Annotated in this window: 14 protein-coding genes and 3 pseudogenes; 12 read left to right on the top strand and 5 right to left on the bottom strand. The window is 24.9% G+C overall.

Annotation, left to right across the window (positions count from 1 at the left end):
• Window positions 1-84: 84 nt before the first annotated feature.
• The 5 genes and pseudogenes from AAHM76_RS02710 (at window position 85) to AAHM76_RS02725 (ending at window position 2,281) form a co-directional block, all read left to right on the top strand.
• Window positions 85-369 (top strand): hypothetical protein, encoded by a 285-nt coding sequence (locus tag AAHM76_RS02710; protein WP_342256570.1) that lies wholly within the window; start codon window positions 85-87, stop codon window positions 367-369.
• On the top strand, window positions 324-665 hold the full coding sequence (locus AAHM76_RS02715) for a hypothetical protein (protein ID WP_342256571.1): 342 nt from the start codon (window positions 324-326) through the stop codon (window positions 663-665). Before AAHM76_RS02710 ends, AAHM76_RS02715 begins: the two co-directional genes overlap by 46 nt.
• Before the next feature lie 131 nt (window positions 666-796).
• The gene (locus AAHM76_RS02720; protein ID WP_342256572.1) at window positions 797-1,183 is read left to right on the top strand and encodes a hypothetical protein; all 387 of its coding nucleotides are present in this window, start codon (window positions 797-799) and stop codon (window positions 1,181-1,183) included.
• 345 nt (window positions 1,184-1,528) lie between these two features.
• Window positions 1,529-1,585 (top strand): annotated as a pseudogene (locus AAHM76_RS08400) (hypothetical protein); the annotation flags it as partial.
• A 102-nt stretch (window positions 1,586-1,687) separates the two neighbouring features.
• Window positions 1,688-2,281, top strand: a complete 594-nt coding sequence (locus tag AAHM76_RS02725) for a hypothetical protein (protein ID WP_342256573.1) — start codon at window positions 1,688-1,690, stop codon at window positions 2,279-2,281.
• Here the strand turns inward: AAHM76_RS02725 and AAHM76_RS02730 are convergent.
• Together AAHM76_RS02730 and AAHM76_RS02735 are read right to left on the bottom strand one after the other, a co-directional pair.
• Window positions 2,271-3,536: pseudogene (locus AAHM76_RS02730) on the bottom strand (alpha-amylase family glycosyl hydrolase). The gene AAHM76_RS02725 and the pseudogene AAHM76_RS02730 sit on opposite strands and share 11 nt — an antisense overlap.
• A 253-nt stretch (window positions 3,537-3,789) precedes the next feature.
• Entirely contained in the window at window positions 3,790-4,206 is a 417-nt protein-coding gene (locus tag AAHM76_RS02735) for a DDE-type integrase/transposase/recombinase (protein WP_342256574.1), read from the bottom strand.
• A gap of 54 nt (window positions 4,207-4,260) precedes the next feature.
• Here AAHM76_RS02735 and AAHM76_RS02740 point away from each other — a divergent pair.
• The 6 genes from AAHM76_RS02740 (at window position 4,261) to AAHM76_RS02765 (ending at window position 13,728) form a co-directional block, all read left to right on the top strand.
• Window positions 4,261-5,372 (top strand): IS3 family transposase gene (locus tag AAHM76_RS02740; RefSeq protein WP_342256575.1). Its coding sequence is split into 2 segments (ribosomal slippage): window positions 4,261-4,504 and window positions 4,504-5,372, totalling 1,113 coding nucleotides; the frame shifts between segments, so codons are not numbered across the junction.
• A gap of 164 nt (window positions 5,373-5,536) precedes the next feature.
• Window positions 5,537-5,929, top strand: coding sequence for a hypothetical protein (locus tag AAHM76_RS02745; RefSeq protein WP_342256576.1), 393 nt, complete (start codon window positions 5,537-5,539; stop codon window positions 5,927-5,929).
• Between the two features lie 198 nt (window positions 5,930-6,127).
• Window positions 6,128-7,741 (top strand): hypothetical protein, encoded by a 1,614-nt coding sequence (locus AAHM76_RS02750; protein WP_342256577.1) that lies wholly within the window; start codon window positions 6,128-6,130, stop codon window positions 7,739-7,741.
• Window positions 7,742-8,352: 611 nt separating this feature from the next.
• Window positions 8,353-8,619: a hypothetical protein gene (locus AAHM76_RS02755; protein WP_342256578.1), complete on the top strand. Its 267-nt coding sequence runs from the start codon at window positions 8,353-8,355 to the stop codon at window positions 8,617-8,619.
• A gap of 42 nt (window positions 8,620-8,661) precedes the next feature.
• Window positions 8,662-12,753 carry an ABC transporter permease gene (locus AAHM76_RS02760; RefSeq protein WP_342256579.1) on the top strand — a complete coding sequence of 1,364 codons (4,092 nt, stop codon included), beginning with the start codon at window positions 8,662-8,664 and terminating at the stop codon, window positions 12,751-12,753.
• 15 nt (window positions 12,754-12,768) lie between these two features.
• The gene (locus AAHM76_RS02765; RefSeq protein WP_342256580.1) at window positions 12,769-13,728 is read left to right on the top strand and encodes a hypothetical protein; all 960 of its coding nucleotides are present in this window, start codon (window positions 12,769-12,771) and stop codon (window positions 13,726-13,728) included.
• Window positions 13,729-14,134: 406 nt separating this feature from the next.
• Here the strand turns inward: AAHM76_RS02765 and AAHM76_RS02770 are convergent.
• The 3 genes and pseudogenes from AAHM76_RS02770 to AAHM76_RS08405 all read right to left on the bottom strand — a co-directional run.
• A protein-coding gene (locus tag AAHM76_RS02770; RefSeq protein WP_342256581.1) for an IS3 family transposase occupies window positions 14,135-15,246 on the bottom strand; the annotation gives its coding sequence in 2 pieces (ribosomal slippage) (window positions 14,135-15,003 and window positions 15,003-15,246; 1,113 coding nt in all).
• A gap of 60 nt (window positions 15,247-15,306) precedes the next feature.
• Window positions 15,307-15,762, bottom strand: a complete 456-nt coding sequence (locus AAHM76_RS02775; RefSeq protein WP_342256582.1) for a hypothetical protein — start codon at window positions 15,760-15,762, stop codon at window positions 15,307-15,309.
• A gap of 102 nt (window positions 15,763-15,864) precedes the next feature.
• Window positions 15,865-15,978, bottom strand: a pseudogene (locus AAHM76_RS08405) (hypothetical protein); the annotation flags it as partial.
• 209 nt (window positions 15,979-16,187) lie between these two features.
• Here AAHM76_RS08405 and AAHM76_RS02780 point away from each other — a divergent pair.
• Window positions 16,188-16,454, top strand: a complete 267-nt coding sequence (locus AAHM76_RS02780; RefSeq protein ID WP_342256583.1) for a hypothetical protein — start codon at window positions 16,188-16,190, stop codon at window positions 16,452-16,454.
• Window positions 16,455-16,617 lie beyond the last annotated feature (163 nt).

Below are 16,617 nucleotides of genomic sequence, written 5' to 3' on the forward strand. Positions count from 1 at the left end.
TACGAGCTTATCCAGTTTCAGTAGATGAAATAACTGATGAATATTGAGTATTAGGCAAAACTAATTAATGAAAGGATTATTATAATGACAGAATATAAAAGTTTGTATATTAATAAAACTTGAAATGAAATAACAACTTCATTTGATTGAATTAATTGTAACCTTGTTAATTGTCGTGTTTCTCATCATAAAAATCATTATGATTTGCAATGTTTAGAATGAGCAAAAATGTACTTAAATTTATTTAAAAACAAATGAGATGTAATTGCTTCTTATATGCAGCATTACAAAATTAACGATATTTTAGATTTGGCTTCCGATGGATGAAAAATATTACAAATTGACAAAAAAATAAACCAAATAAATTAAAATATATTATTGCAATTGACCCTGCTGGAGGTGGGCAAACTGGTATTATTATTTATAATGTTTTGCAACAGAAAATAATTAATAATATTACTTTTCATTCTAAAAACGAAGAAGAAGCAATAAATAATATCTATTTAATATTAAACAACTTTCAAAAGCAAACTTGTTCTTATTTAAATAAAGTTCTTGTAATAATTGAAGATTATCAACTTCATAAGGGATTAAAAATAACAAACCCACTATCTACACCTAAATTTATCGGTGGTTTTAAAAGTTTTATTCAAATACCTATTTAATTTAAAATATGTTTTACAATCACCAGTTGCTAAGAAAAATTATAGCTATAAAGGAAATATTAAAATGACAGAGCATTAACACGATGCATGAAAACATTTACAATATTTTTTAACAAAAGAAGTTGATAAAAATGGCACAAACAAAAAGCAATTTATCGAAAAAAACAGTTAGCAGTAAAACAAAAAATAAAATAGTTAATAAATTAGAATTAACTGTTAGATTACACGAAAACCCGATTAAAACTAAGATTAAAGCGATTGTTGCTGGTTGCGTTGAAGTTGATGCATGTTCTGCTAAATGTCAGTGAGAGGGATTAAATTATTCAACATTATCAATATATAATCCGCCAATTGTATCTGAGTTTTTGAAATTAAAAAAAGATGATGAGATAAAAATTAAAGGCTCGGTATTTAATCAACTAAATTTAAAAAATAAACGTTATTTTTTTTCTTTTCGAGTAGATAGCTTTGAAATTATAAAAAAAGCAATTATAAAAAGAACAAATATCAAAAAATAAGGAAGTGAAGAAATGATAAAAAATGTAAAGTATGTTCTAATTGATGAAAACAATGAACCGATTAAAAATGAGAATCATAGTTTTAATATCAAAACTGCAGAAGTTATTTTAGAGAATTCCTTTAATTTTGTAGAAAACTCTTGATATTTATAAAATATACCTAAAATTAGGTATATTTTTAATATAAGAGGTGAATAATTAATGGAAAAAATAATTGAAGAATTAATAAATAGTTTAACAGATAATCAATTTTTATAATTTCATGAAAAAGTCAAAAAAGAAGCAGAATTAATTAAAAAACAAAAACGCTTAAATGAAATTGATCAAAAATTTAGGGATAAAGGTATTAAATGTCCTAATTGTCAATCTTTTTATTGTGTTAAAAATGGTCATAATTCTGAAGGAAAACAAAAATATTTATGCAAAAAATGTCATGCTAGTTTTGATGCTTTTCGTGATCATTTTACGTATTGAAGTCATTTAAATTATGAACAGTGAAATTTATTGATTCAAATTTCATTATTAGGCCAATCTAGTAAAATGATTTCCCACTTTATTAAAACATCACCGAAAACCGCTTGATATAATCGCCAAAAAATAATGAAATCAAAACAATTAGAAAACACCCAATTAAAATTTAAAACGTTAAATGGCCAAATTCAAATCGATGAAACATTTATTAAAGAAATCCACAAATGTAATTTTAAAGATAAATTTGATAAAAGAAAAATTCATCTTGATTCATTTTCAACCAACACAAAACGATTACAAAAACAGTGAATTATTGAAAATATTAATAAACAATTAATCAAAGAAAATTCAATTATTATTTCTGACATGCAACCATTATATTTATTAGTAGCAAAACAAACAAATTCTATTTTATTAGCAACTAAAACTAGTACAAATCCTGATGCTAGTTATCGGAAGTTAAATAAAATTAGTAAATTACAATCAAATCTTAAAGAATCCTTAATTCATTATCATGGCTTAGGTTTCGCGAACATTCAAAATTATTTAAATCTCTGAAAATGAAAATACCAGCATAAAGGTTTAACGCCGAACCAACAATCATCGGTATTATATTTTAACGTATAAAAAAGTTAAATAACAATATTAAAAGTTTATATAATTTTCTTTTAAAGTTATCATATTGATGATTTTTTTTATTTCATCAAGAGTTTTCTACAAAATTAAAAATTAATTCAACATCTTTTAACTGTTCAATCTTGGTATAATTATTATTTTCCATGCCAAATTCTTCTCCTTGATAAAGATATGGCGTTCATCGTAGTAACAAGACAACAGCCGCTAAAGACGTAGCTAATTCAAAACGATAATTTTCTGAATCACCAAAGCGTGATAATGCGCGTGGTTGATCATGATTATTTAAAAAATTAGCTAACCAACCACCTGCTGCTTGCACTGGGCTCTGTCATTCATTAATTTTTGCTACTAGTTTAGCTGGCTCATAGGGCGCTAATTTTCATTTTTCATTATTTAAATAATAAATTTTTAAATGATGAAAAATGAAAGCCATATTTAATTCTTGTGCCACTGGCTTTGTATATAAAATTGCTTGTTTTATTGATGTTGATGATAACTAACCAACAGTAATAATATCATTTGTTTTCAAATAATTATTTTGAGCCATTTCTTGTAAATATGTATGAACTTGTGGTGTATCAGTATAATATTTCCGACCATCACCAGTTAAATCATTTTCAAAAGTATTTGGTTTGCCAATTAAATTAATAACATCAAATCGTAACCCTCGTACTCTTTTTTGTAATCAATAGTTAACAATTTGATAAATATCTTGGCGTAAACTTTCATTCGTTCAATTTAAATCAGCTTGTGTTTTATCAAATAAATGTAAATAAAACATTTTTAATTCATCGTGATATTCTCATACTGAACCACCAAACTTACTTTGCCAATTATTTGGACGCTTTGCTTTGTCGCCAGGAAGAAAGAAGAATCGTTGCAAATAATCTGAATTTCCTGTCTGTGCTTTTTGAAATCATTCATGTTCTGTTGAACAATGATTAAAAATTATATCCATCATAATAAAAATGTTCCGTTTTTTTGCTTCTGTAACTAACATTTCAAAATCATCCATTGTTCCAAAAAGCGGATTAATATTTTTGTAATCTGAAACATCATAACCATTATCTTTTTGTGGTGACACATAAATTGGATTTAATCATAAATAATTAACTCCTAGCATTGCTAAATAATCTAATTTTTGAATAATTCCTTGTAAATCGCCAACACCATCATGATTGATGTCATAAAACGATTGTGGGTGAATTTCATACACAATCGCTTCTTGAAAATTTATTTTATTCATTGATAATCTCCTCTATAGTTTCAAAGATTTATTTGTTAATATTTTCAACTGCTTTTGGTTTTTTTTAAAACTAATTAAACTTGTCCCCTTAACTTGTAATATTTCATCTCGTAATTTTGTAAAACGTGGAAGTTTTTCTAAAAATCATGTTAAGGCCATTGTTACGCTCATTGTTAGTATTAAATTGTCAAGAAAAATGGATACGAAAAAGAACTCTAAGAATGAAGTATGTACTCAACGGGGCTCATTCCTTTTAATTTTGTAAAGTACGGTAATTATTATAAAAATTTACATAATTATGTGTAACTTTCATTAAAACTTCTTTTGTTCTGTTGCTTTTAATAATTAAATTTAAACATTCATATTTATAAGATTTAAATAACGTTTCACAACAACCATTATCAGCAGGATTGCCTTTCCGAGACATTGACATTCACATATCTAATTGACCAGTTAAAATATTTCATTCTTGTTTAATGTACTGAATACCATGATCAATATGGATTATTACATTTTTAGGTTTATTTCTTTTAACCCAAGCGTTTTTAAGACTTTGAAAAACAAAACCATTACTAAAATTAGATGAAATATTTCAATCAATAATTTCACCATTATGAATATCACGTATTATTGTTAAATAAAATGGATAGGCTCCAATTATTAGGACCATAATTATATAGACTTCAAAATTATATAAAATTATTAAGAAAGAAGGAATATAAAAATGGGAAATAAAACTTCATACTCTGAAGAATTTAAAAAACAAATTGTCATGCTATATAAAAATGGTAAAAGTGTTATTAATCTAGGACAAGAATATAATTTACCAAAACCAACTATTTATAGTTGAGTTAAAAATTATAATAATTCTGGTTCATTTAAAGAAAAAGACAATCGCACACTAGAAGAAAATGAAATAATAACTTTACGAAAAGAACTTAAAGACTTGAAAATGGAAAATGACATTTTAAAGCAAGCCGCACTGATAATGGCCAAAAAATAACAATAATTAATAACAACAAAACAAAATATTCAGTAAGAAAAATATGTAAGATTTTGGGTTTATCAAAATCAACGTATTATTATAAAACTAATAAATGTATTAACAAGCAAGTTAATAATTATGAACAAGAAATTATCAGTGCCTTTAATAAAAGTCGCAAAATTTATGGGGCTCGCAAAATTAAAGTTATTTTAAACAGAAAAGATATCATCTTATCGCGGAGAAAAATCAGATTCTTTATGATCAAAAATAATTTGGTTTCTAAATACACCAAATTAAAATATCATAATCATAAAACAACAGTCAATAATGACCAAATTAATAATATTTTAAATCGTCAATTTAACAACAAAAAACCTAATGAAGTTATTGTTAGTGATTTAACATATGTTCAAGTTGGCGCTAAATGACATTATATTTGTTTATTAATTGACTTGTTTAATCGTGAAATAATTGGTTATAGTGCTGGGCCGAATAAAACAGCCGAACTGGTCCAACAAGCTTTTCATAAAATAACACGACCATTAAATCAAATAACTCTATTTCATACTGATCGTGGTAATGAGTTTAAAAATAAAATCATTGATGAAATTTTAATAACTTTTAATATTAAAAGATCATTAAGCAATAAAGGCTGCCCTTATGATAATGCTGTGGCTGAAACAACTTACAAAACTTTTAAAACTGAATTTATTAAGGGTAAAAAATTTAAAAATTTAACACAATTAAAATACGAACTTTTTGATTTTGTGCATTGATATAACAATATTCGAATTCATGGCAGTTTAAATTATTTATCTCCAGTTACTTTTAGAAAACAAATGTCTATATAAAAAGTGTCCTAAAAAGTGTTGCCATTCCAATTTTTATTTTATTATTTTTGTAATTATTGATTTTTATTTTTAATTTGTTATAATTTTATTAACTTTTTATGATTTAGTTTTACAGTATACATATTAATAAAATATTTATTTACAAAGAAGGGTGTCAGATTCAAATGGATACAAATTATGTACAAAATGAACAAGATAATGTTCAAACCAATGTTATTAAAAATAAAAAACCAGATAATTTATGTCGAGCAGGATGTATTATAGCAATTGTTATATCATCGTTAGCATTGATAGGTTTTTCAATTGGTGGTTTAATGTTATTAGTAACAGCTACTATGAGTTATGGTTTTTATATGGTTACTGGGATTTTTTATTTAATAATTGCTGGAATCGAAATAATACCAATTATTATGTGTAATAATGTTTTAAAAGGAAAAGCAGAATCAAATCTTGCGGCGGGCGTTATTTCTTTAATTTTTTCAGGTTTGATTAGTGGTCTTTTAATTTTAATTGGTAAATATGAAAATGAAAAACCACAAGTATTAGCTACTAATTAGTTAAAATTTAATTAACAATTAAATTAGCAACAAAGTTATTATTGAAGTAATAACTTTTTAATTTATAATTTAAGAAAATAAATTGCTAATTAGTATTATTTTTTGCAAATAATTTGAAAAATAAGTTAAATTACTTTTTATTTTTATTTTTGCAAGATAATATAAAATATATTGTTTAAATAAAATGAGGTATAAATAATGAAAAAAATATTAGGTATTTTAAGCATTCTTTTATTAGGCGCGACAAGTAGCTTTGGAATGTATGGTTGTGTAACAAGAGGTAACAATTTACCAAAAACTAATGAATATACAGCAGAAGCGAATCAAGATATTGAAACTTTTTATGAAATAATAACATTAATTAAAAAGAAAATTAAAACTTGATGAGATACTAAGGCACTAATTGATATTAATAATTATTTTAATGATATTGCTAAATTTAATGAATTTATTACAACTTTAAAACCAGATGAATCAAAAACTTTTATTGGTGGGGAAATTAGCAAATGATCTTTTTTAAAACAGTTAATTAATGATTTTAAAAAAGAAATTAATAATATTAATAGTGAACTTGTTATTACTTATGATAATTTTTATCGTAAAATAGAAAAAGAATTCCCAATATTATTGTCAGATGATAGTATTAGATTAAAAGTAAATAAAATTAATTTTAATAACATATCAAAATTAATTGATAATAATGAAGAAAATTTAAATGCAATTAAAATTAATTTTGATATTAATTATTCAGTTAAATTTAAAGAATTTGACCAAGTTTATGAAAGTAACGGGTTAGTTATTGCTAGTAATAATCTGGAAGTTCTAACTAATGTTCAAGAAAAGGTTGAATCATGATTTATAAACTTTATTCATGATTTATTTATTAAGCAAGAAAATAAAATTACTGATAATTCAAATCAACATTTTAATGATATTAATACGAATAGTACAATTTGACCAATTATTAAACAAGAATTAGATAAAAAAAATATAATAACTAATTCTCAACCTTATTTTTCTCAGTTTTTTGATACTTTAAATTTATGAAGTCGATTTTATAAACCTGATTCAATATTAACCTTAGTAGGGGAAGGGTATCAACCAGATAAATTAACGGCAGAAAACTTTTTAAAACTTTATAAAGAACATAACAAGACTATTCTTAGTGAAAATAAATATTATTTAAAAGCAGATATAAGATATTTTTTGCCAAGTAATTTAACAATTGAGAATTTACCTTTTAAAGATAAATCTCCACAGTGAAGGACATTAAATACACCAATTAAAGTTTTAGTACCAAAAGATAAAGTTGATCAACAATTACAGCAATTTGCAGAAAAAACAATGGCGTTTTGACGTTATTATCAGTTAGAAACTTATGATAATAAACTTGTTTTTAAGATGAACCAATCAGATTTTGATGTTTTACTTAAAAAAGTTAGTTTATTTAAACCAGAAAATTCAATTGATGCAAAAATGACACTAATTTTTGAGACTATTTTTAATCTTTTTAATAATACTGTTGCTGACACAGGAAAGATTAAATGATACATTTATAAACCTAATGTAGCAGATTCAGCAGAGAAAAAAGTTATTTCAAAATTTAAAATGGAAACAATAAATGATGATAAAAATATTACAATTCAACTATTTAGAAACCATTATACTAGCGGAAATTATCCAATTTACTATATAAATTTATCTTACAATGATTTTGGTTATAGTTTCTTTTTTACTCCTGATCGACAAGAAAGTAATATTAAAAATGATGATTATTCATTTTTACAAAAAATAGAATTTAAGGTTGTTTAAGTTTATATCAATTAATTATAAGAAACAAAGTGGTGTTATCTAACAGATAACACCACTTTTATTCCGCAGTTTATTAAACTTAATTTTACATTAATTTAGGAATAATGTTATAATGATATGAGCAAAATATAATGAAAGTTATAAAGGTGATGGTAATGAAAATATATGTTCTAAAAAAATATCAAAAATTTATTAATATTTTCTTTATTATTTTTCTTGCTTATATTTTATTTTCATCATGGTTTTCAATTATTGATATTGATGGTAATTATAGTTTTTTAAATATTACATTAAATTTATTTTATCTTGTTTGATCAAGTTTTATTTTTCTCTTTTTTATGGGAATTTTAGCTCAAATTTTGATTAATTTTAAGCAATTAAAAAAGACAACAATTTCAGCGTGGAAATTAATTTTATTTTCTAATTGACAAATTATTATTTTATGACTTTGTAATATTGTTTTAATTTCATACATATTATTTTTTGGTTATACTTCAATAATTTTTCAATTGCAAAATATAATTGCATATGAAACAATATATTCTTTTCTAGTTATTTTATGCTATGTTTTTTATGCAATTTTTACCATTAGTTTTATTGTAATGCTAATATTGTTTCGCTTATATATTGGTTATTTAAAAAACATTAATGATGTGATTGCTTCTAGTTACTATACATTTTGTAAATGTACTTTAACCAGTATTGTTATTACCCAACAAAGTCAATTAACAATGTCAATTTTATTAATAATTTATATAAATTATGATTTTAATCAATGATTTATTAAAAAAGCTAGTATTGTTGATAATCTTCGTAAAACAGAATTATTAACACAATTTAAAAAACAAACAACGCCACCTAATCTTTATTTTAACTAAATTCAAATATTAACAAAAAAGAAGAAGAAAGAGTGTGAAAAAATGACAGGTTTTAAGTTATTATTTAAAAACAATTTTAAAAACACGGTTAAAAATAAAATTCAATTTTTTGGTTTAGTTGTTTTAGTATTTTTGACTAGTTTTATTTTTACAATTATTGAGGTTTCTAAACAACGAGTAGAGAATAATTATAATACTTTTATTTCTGAACAATTAAGTAATCAACATGATTTTGCTGTTAGTTTTACTAATACTACTTATGTTAAAAATTCAAATGGGGAACCAGATCAGTTTGAAAAAATTACAGATAGTGGGGTTCGTCAAAACGCAATTTTAGAATTTATTAACGAACAATTAAAGAATCGAGATGAGCATTTTATTTATAATCGTGTTGAAGCACGAACATTTAGTTTGGGAAATAATAAAGTTATTAAAGCAGTAACATTAAGTCCTTATCAAGAAATTGATAAATTTATTGTTGCTAATGGAATGCCGTTAACTTTTTATATGAAATATTTATTATCGATTAATCAAGAAACAATGCATTGGATTTATTTTACCCCTGAGTTTGCTCGTAAAAATAATATTAAAATTAATGATATTATTCGATTACAACCCGATAGATATGGAACAACAATTAAAGTTGCTGATAGTGAATTAAAAGGTGTTGATTTAACTCCATATGAAAAAGAAGATATTAATAAATGATTGCCGAAATCACCATATTCAAATGAAAATTGGTTTCGAGTGGTTGGGTCTGGACAATCAGCGGATTATGTTACACCAATTATTGATGCAGTACATCCGTTTCCAAATATGAAAAATGAAGGAATTGCATATTTAGATCCGCGATTATTTGGTTTAGTTGAAGATACAGTTGAAGATACAGCTGGTAATAAATATCCTGTAACAAAGTTAGATTTAACAAAACAAATTTTAATTCCAGAAAGTCAATTAGAACGAGAAATTTATTATGTTGGAAAATTTCAGCAGACAAAAGTTGACCAAATGCGAAGTAATTATAGTCAAACAATTAATAATTATTTAAATACTGACCAGGGAAAACATATTGGTTTAAATTGATATTATGTTAAAACATTATCAACTGGTTTACCAATTGCTACGTTTCGGACAGATAATCGTTATGAATTTGCAAAACGAATTACATACTTTACGTCAACATTAAGTGCTTTTATTAATGGCTCTTATATTTTAATTACAATTTTACTAATTATTTCGTTTTTTGTATTAATTCTAGTTGTCCGTCGACAAATTGATGCAACTGGATCACAAAATGGATTGTTACGAGCATTAGGATATCGTCGTCGTGTATTAACCTTTAGTTATATTTCCTATCCATTAATGATTGCATTAATTGGTGGAATAGTTGGTTATGGAACGGGAATTAGTGGCCAATTTACTGTTAAATATTTATTTGGTTCATATTTTAATTTACCATATGGAAATTTTGTATTTGCACTATTAGCATTAGTAATTTGTGTTTTATTTATTTTCACTTTACTAACTTGTGTCACAATGATTAGTGGAACAATTATGATGGTTTCAAGAACACCGTTACAATTAATTCGTAAAGAAAAAACAGTTTCACATGGTAGTTTTAAAAAAAATGTTTATAAAATGTTTGCAATTCGCAAAACATTTGATGCACGATTTCAAGCAGTACAATTATCTAATTCAATCGGAAAAATGGTAGGGGTATCTTTAACAATGATTATTAGTACCATTATGATTACAATGTCAACAACAATTCCAATTATCTTACAAAATAATATTCGTTATTCATACGAAGTAGATAATTATAAAACCCTAGTTGAATATAATAGTCCGATTTATAATTTACCAACAAGTTTTTTGCGAACATATGATCCAAGTCAAAAACCATGAGATAGTAAAAAAAGTCTTTTAGCTAATACAACAAATATGACAACAGATGTTAATCAATATCTTACTGATTTTGAAACAGGGCAAATTAATTCTGAAAATTTTGCTCCAACTTATCAAGCAGATGATATGCGGTCATTGTTATATCGTAATATTTCAAAAGAATTTTTGCAAAGTAATAAATTAACTTCAAGTAATCCGGGTTTATCAAAAGCAATTTGTAGTACGACATGAGGTGATTACAATGATTTTGGTCTAAATCTTTTAACAAAATCAACCATTGAGCAATATTTACGGACAACAGAAACGGCTCGTGAACATATTGATATTTTAGAAAAATCTCGATTATTTTATTGAAAATATCGGGAAACTATTGGTTTAAACATTAAACGTGCAGATTATTTTGATTCACGAGGGAATTTAAATTTAAATGATAAGTTAAGAAACAATATTTTTACCCAAAGTGATTATAAACGAGATTTTGAAGAAGGAAACCAAACGATTACATTAGCTAATAATCATTTTCGTCCAGCATTAGAACAACCATTGTCTGTATCTTTTTATGATGTTTTAAATTCAGCAACAGGAAATGAGTTTAATACACGTTTAAAAAAAACAATGTATGATTTATATAATTGAATTTATGCTTACTTTGTAGAAAATGTTAATCATTGTTTTATTCAAGGAGTATATTCATGTTCTCCGCAAACTGTTCGGTTAAAAATGCAAGAAGCATTTAATCAAAACAATGGTAATTTTAATTTAACCTTCGGAGTAATTCCGTTTAATCCATTAACAGATGATCGGGGAACAATGATTAATGCTGAATTAAATAGTATTGAGTTTAAGATTTACGGAATTAGTCGCACATTTAAAAACCAAGCATTAACTAATAAAAATGGTGCGAATTTAAATGAAAAATTATTTACAGCAAGTAATAATATTGTTTTAAATGAAACATTATCTAAACGCTTAAATGTTACAGTTGGAAATCAAATTAGTCCGCATTTGATTCGCAAAGCATTAGTTGATAGTAACCAAGGTGTTACTTCTGATCAAATTTTACAAGGTTGAGATGCAAGTGATGTAACAGGTGATGATGCTCAAGCACAAGGACGAGTTGATAAATTAATGTTTAATGGGGATAATAAATATAAAAATAAGGTTATAGATGAAAATAATGAATATGTTTTAGAAAGTAAAATTTATGCACTTGACCCAAATTTTACAAAACCATCAATTTTAAACGATAAAATTGTTGATGGAAGTTATCGAGTAAGTAATCAAACGAGCAATCAAACTTTTACAGTTATTGGTATTACTAATCAATATGGTTCACCACGAGCTTGAATTAATGAAGATGGGGCACAACAATTACTAAAATATGATAAAACACGGAATTATTTATTACAATTATTTTTAAACGAATGAATGAATTCATTTATCAAGAACGATCCTAAATTAACATCATCAAGACAAAAGAGTTTAAACTTGTTAGAAGAATTTATTAAAGAGCATTCAAGTACACCTGTTGATAACTTATGAAATGAGTTTGTTGAATATTGAAGCGTACATCAAAGTTCAGTTAATTGAATTGCTGTCTTTGAAAATGAATATCCGATTTTTAATTATAAAATTTCTAATAGTGCTAAAATTGATGATATTGAAACAGGACTAGGAACAAGTCAATTATTTGGTGATTATAGTTTTTATGGTTTAAATGGTGGCATTAGAAGTGAAATTTCTTATCCACCATACGCAAATAGTACTTTTGGTAGTTTAATGCCAATTGCTGAAGCACAAGCAATTTTAGGAAATATTTCAAAAGCAGTTAATGGTATTATCTTCTTTATTATTGGAATTTCGTTTGTATTAGGTTTTATGATTATTATTTTAACAAGTAATATTGTTATTGCGGAAAACCAAACAATTATTGCAACAATGAAAGTATTAGGATATCGAAATCGTTATATCACAAAATTAGTTATTGGAATGTATATTCCCATTATTGTAATAATGACAATTGCCGGCTTTGGCTTTGGATGATTATTCTTAATTATTTCTAACATGATATTAATTCGAATTGGAATAGTTTTACCACTGTTTATGGATGTAATGATTCCATTTATTGCAATTGGAAGTGGATTATTATTATACTTTATTGCATATTTAATTAGTTGATTCAATATGAATCGAATTAATCCATTGATTGCAATTATGAATGCGGATTAAGGAGGAATAATTAAAATGAAAAAATTATTAGCAACGGTTGCAGTTGGAATTATAGCTTCAGGGCCATTAATGTCTATAGTTAGTTGTACTAAAAATGATAATTGAAATAATATTACAGTTGATCTACCAGTTTTACCAGTTGAAGTAACTGGTTTTGTTAGAGCTGATTTTAAAACAATTGATCCACAAAATAATAAACAAACTATTCCTGAATTATTCCAACAATTAGCGCAATTGTTTCAAAGGACAAAATGAAACTTTGATCAATTAATAAAAAAATATAAATTTAATAATCAATCAAAACCAATTGATAAAATTGATTTGTATCGTAATGGTCAATACGAATTAAACTTTAGTGATGGAACAAATTTAAATACAATAAAAATTAATAAAACAGTAACAACTTCAAATCATTTAGCTGATAAAGTAAAAAGTATTGATTTAGGGCAAATTACTGATGCACGACCAAAAACAATTTTAATTGCCACTATTTTTAACAATATGCAACTTATTTCAGAATTAGATAAGTTTGGTGAGCATTTTATTGGGCCACAAACATCAAAAATATGAAACCGACAAATTGATAAAGTTGATAAAATTATGATTGAACCTGATCAAACTGGAGCAACTTTAATTTCAGGAAAAGACCATTGGTCAGAAGATGATAACCCAGCAACAGATTATTATGGTTCAGTTAAAGTGTATTTTTCTGTTGTACCACCAGAACCTCCAACGGTAAAAGAGGATTTAGGACAAATGAAGTTAACAACAAATTTAGGCAAATTACCAAAAGTAACTATTTTACAAGTAATGATGATGTTTATTAGTGTTAACTTTGTTAGTAAGTTAAATTGACTAAGTGCTTTATTAAATGATTTATATTTAGAAATTAACCCCGATAACAAAGGTGGAACAATTACTGATTATGATAAATCAGAATACTATACTGGTAGTGTTAACATAAGTTTTAGTTAATTACATATTAATAAAAATTATTTGCATTAATTTTCTAATTTCGCAATTTATTTTTAATTTTGTAGAAAACTCTTGATGAAATAAAAAAAATCATCAATATGATAACTTTAAAAGAAAATTATATAAACTTTTAATATTGTTATTTAACTTTTTTATACGTTAAAATATAATACCGATGATTGTTGGTTTGGCGTTAAACCTTTATGCTGGTATTTTAATTTTCAGTGATTTAAATAATTTTGAATGTTCGTGAAACCTAAGCCATGATAATGAATTAAGGATTCTTTAAGATTTGATTGTAATTTACTAATTTTATTTAACTTCCGATAACTAGCATCAGGATTTGTAATAGTTTTAGTTGCTAATAAAATAGAATTTGGAATGGCAACACTTTTTAGGACACTTTTTATATAGACATTTGTTTTCTAAAAGTAACTGGAGATAAATAATTTAAACTGCCATGAATTCGAATATTGTTATATCAATGCACAAAATCAAAAAGTTCGTATTTTAATTGTGTTAAATTTTTAAATTTTTTACCCTTAATAAATTCAGTTTTAAAAGTTTTGTAAGTTGTTTCAGCCACAGCATTATCATAAGGGCAGCCTTTATTGCTTAATGATCTTTTAATATTAAAAGTTATTAAAATTTCATCAATGATTTTATTTTTAAACTCATTACCACGATCAGTATGAAATAGAGTTATTTGATTTAATGGTCGTGTTATTTTATGAAAAGCTTGTTGGACCAGTTCGGCTGTTTTATTCGGCCCAGCACTATAACCAATTATTTCACGATTAAACAAGTCAATTAATAAACAAATATAATGTCATTTAGCGCCAACTTGAACATATGTTAAATCACTAACAATAACTTCATTAGGTTTTTTGTTGTTAAATTGACGATTTAAAATATTATTAATTTGGTCATTATTGACTGTTGTTTTATGATTATTATATTTTAATTTGGTGTATTTAGAAACCAAATTATTTTTGATCATAAAGAATCTGATTTTTCGCCGCGATAAGATGATATCTTTTCTGTTTAAAATAACTTTAATTTTGCGAGCCCCATAAATTTTGCGACTTTTATTAAAGGCACTGATAATTTCTTGTTCATAATTATTAACTTGCTTGTTAATACATTTATTAGTTTGATAATAATACGTTGATTTTGATAAACCCAAAATCTTACATATTTTTCTTACTGAATATTTTGTTTTGTTGTTATTAATTATTGTTATTTTTTGGCCATTATCAGTGCGGCTTGCTTTAAAATGTCATTTTCCATTCGTGATTGTTTGTTTTCTTTTCGCAAGTAAATTAATTCATTTTCTTCTAGTGTGCGATTGTCTTTTGCTTTAAATGAACCAGAATTATTATAATTTTTAACTCAACTATAAATAGTTGGTTTTGGTAAATTATATTCTTGCCCTAGATTAATAACACTTTTACCATTTTTATATAGCATGACAATTTGTTTTTTAAATTCTTCAGAGTATGAAGTTTTATTTCCCATTTTTATATTCCTTCTTTCTTAATAATTTTATCTAATTTTGAAGTCTATATAATTATGGTCCTAATAATTGTAGCCTATCCAATTTGTTTGTTTTGCTACTAATAAATATAATGGTTGCATGTCAGAAATAATAATTGAATTTTCTTTGATTAATTGTTTATTAATATTTTCAATAATTCACTGTTTTTGTAATCGTTTTGTGTTGGTTGATTTAACATAAATATTATTATTGCTATCAACAGCCATTTGAATACAACATTTAGTGTTGGTTGAAAATGAATCAAGATGAATTTTTCTTTTATCAAATTTATCTTTAAAATTACCTTTGTGGATTTCTTTAATAAATGTTTCATCGATTTGAATTTGTCCATTTAACTTTTTAAATTTTAATTGGGTGTTTTCTAATTGTTTTGATTTCATTATTTTTTGGCGATTATATCAAGCGGTTTTCGGTGATGTTTTAATAAAGTGGGAAATCATTTTACTAGATTGGCCTAATAATGAAATTTGAATCAATAAATTTCACTGTTTATAATTTAAATGACTTCAATACGTAAAATGATCACGAAAAGCATCAAAACTAGCACGACATTTTTTGCATAAATATTTTTGTTTTCCTTCAGGATTATGACGATTTTTAACACAATAAAAAGATTGACAATTAGGACATTTAATACCTTTATCCCTAAATTTTTGGTCAATTTCATTTAAGCGTTTTTGTTTTTTAATTAATTCTGCTTCTTTTTTGACTTTTTCATTAAATTATAAAAATTGATCATCTGTTAAACTATTTATTAATTCTTCAATTATTTTTCCCATTAATTATTAACCTCTTATATTAAAAATATACCTAATTTTAGGTATATTTTATAAATATCAAGAGTTTTCTACAAAATTAAAGAATTAATTTAAATCAACAATATGTTCCAAATCAAACTTGAATGCAACAACGTGGCTATAATGGCTTATGAATTAGTAAGCATCCAGCAACAGATCTTGAAAAAAATTTAACAAATGCTTTTTTAAGTCATGCTGAATATCCTAACTTACCATTTTATGAAAAACCAGAATTTAATTCATATGAAGAATTATCAAATTTTTTAAATCCAAAAACTAAATCATCTTTAACAAATTTAATTAATAATTATTATCCGACATATATTAATAAATTAAAACAATTAATGGTAAGATTTTATAATTACAGCTAGTAGTTGAGGAAAAAATAATGTTCATAATGTATTAAAATGAATTGATATTTCTCAAGTTCTTGATGCAGATGGATATGGGGTCATTTTTACCATAATATTCAGATTCATGCACAAACATTACAATGTTATTATAATGCTATGGGAAATCACTCATTTTATAATG

Source organism: Spiroplasma endosymbiont of Poecilobothrus nobilitatus (assembly GCF_964030655.1).
GTDB lineage: Bacteria > Bacillota_I > Bacilli_A > Mycoplasmatales > Mycoplasmataceae > Spiroplasma.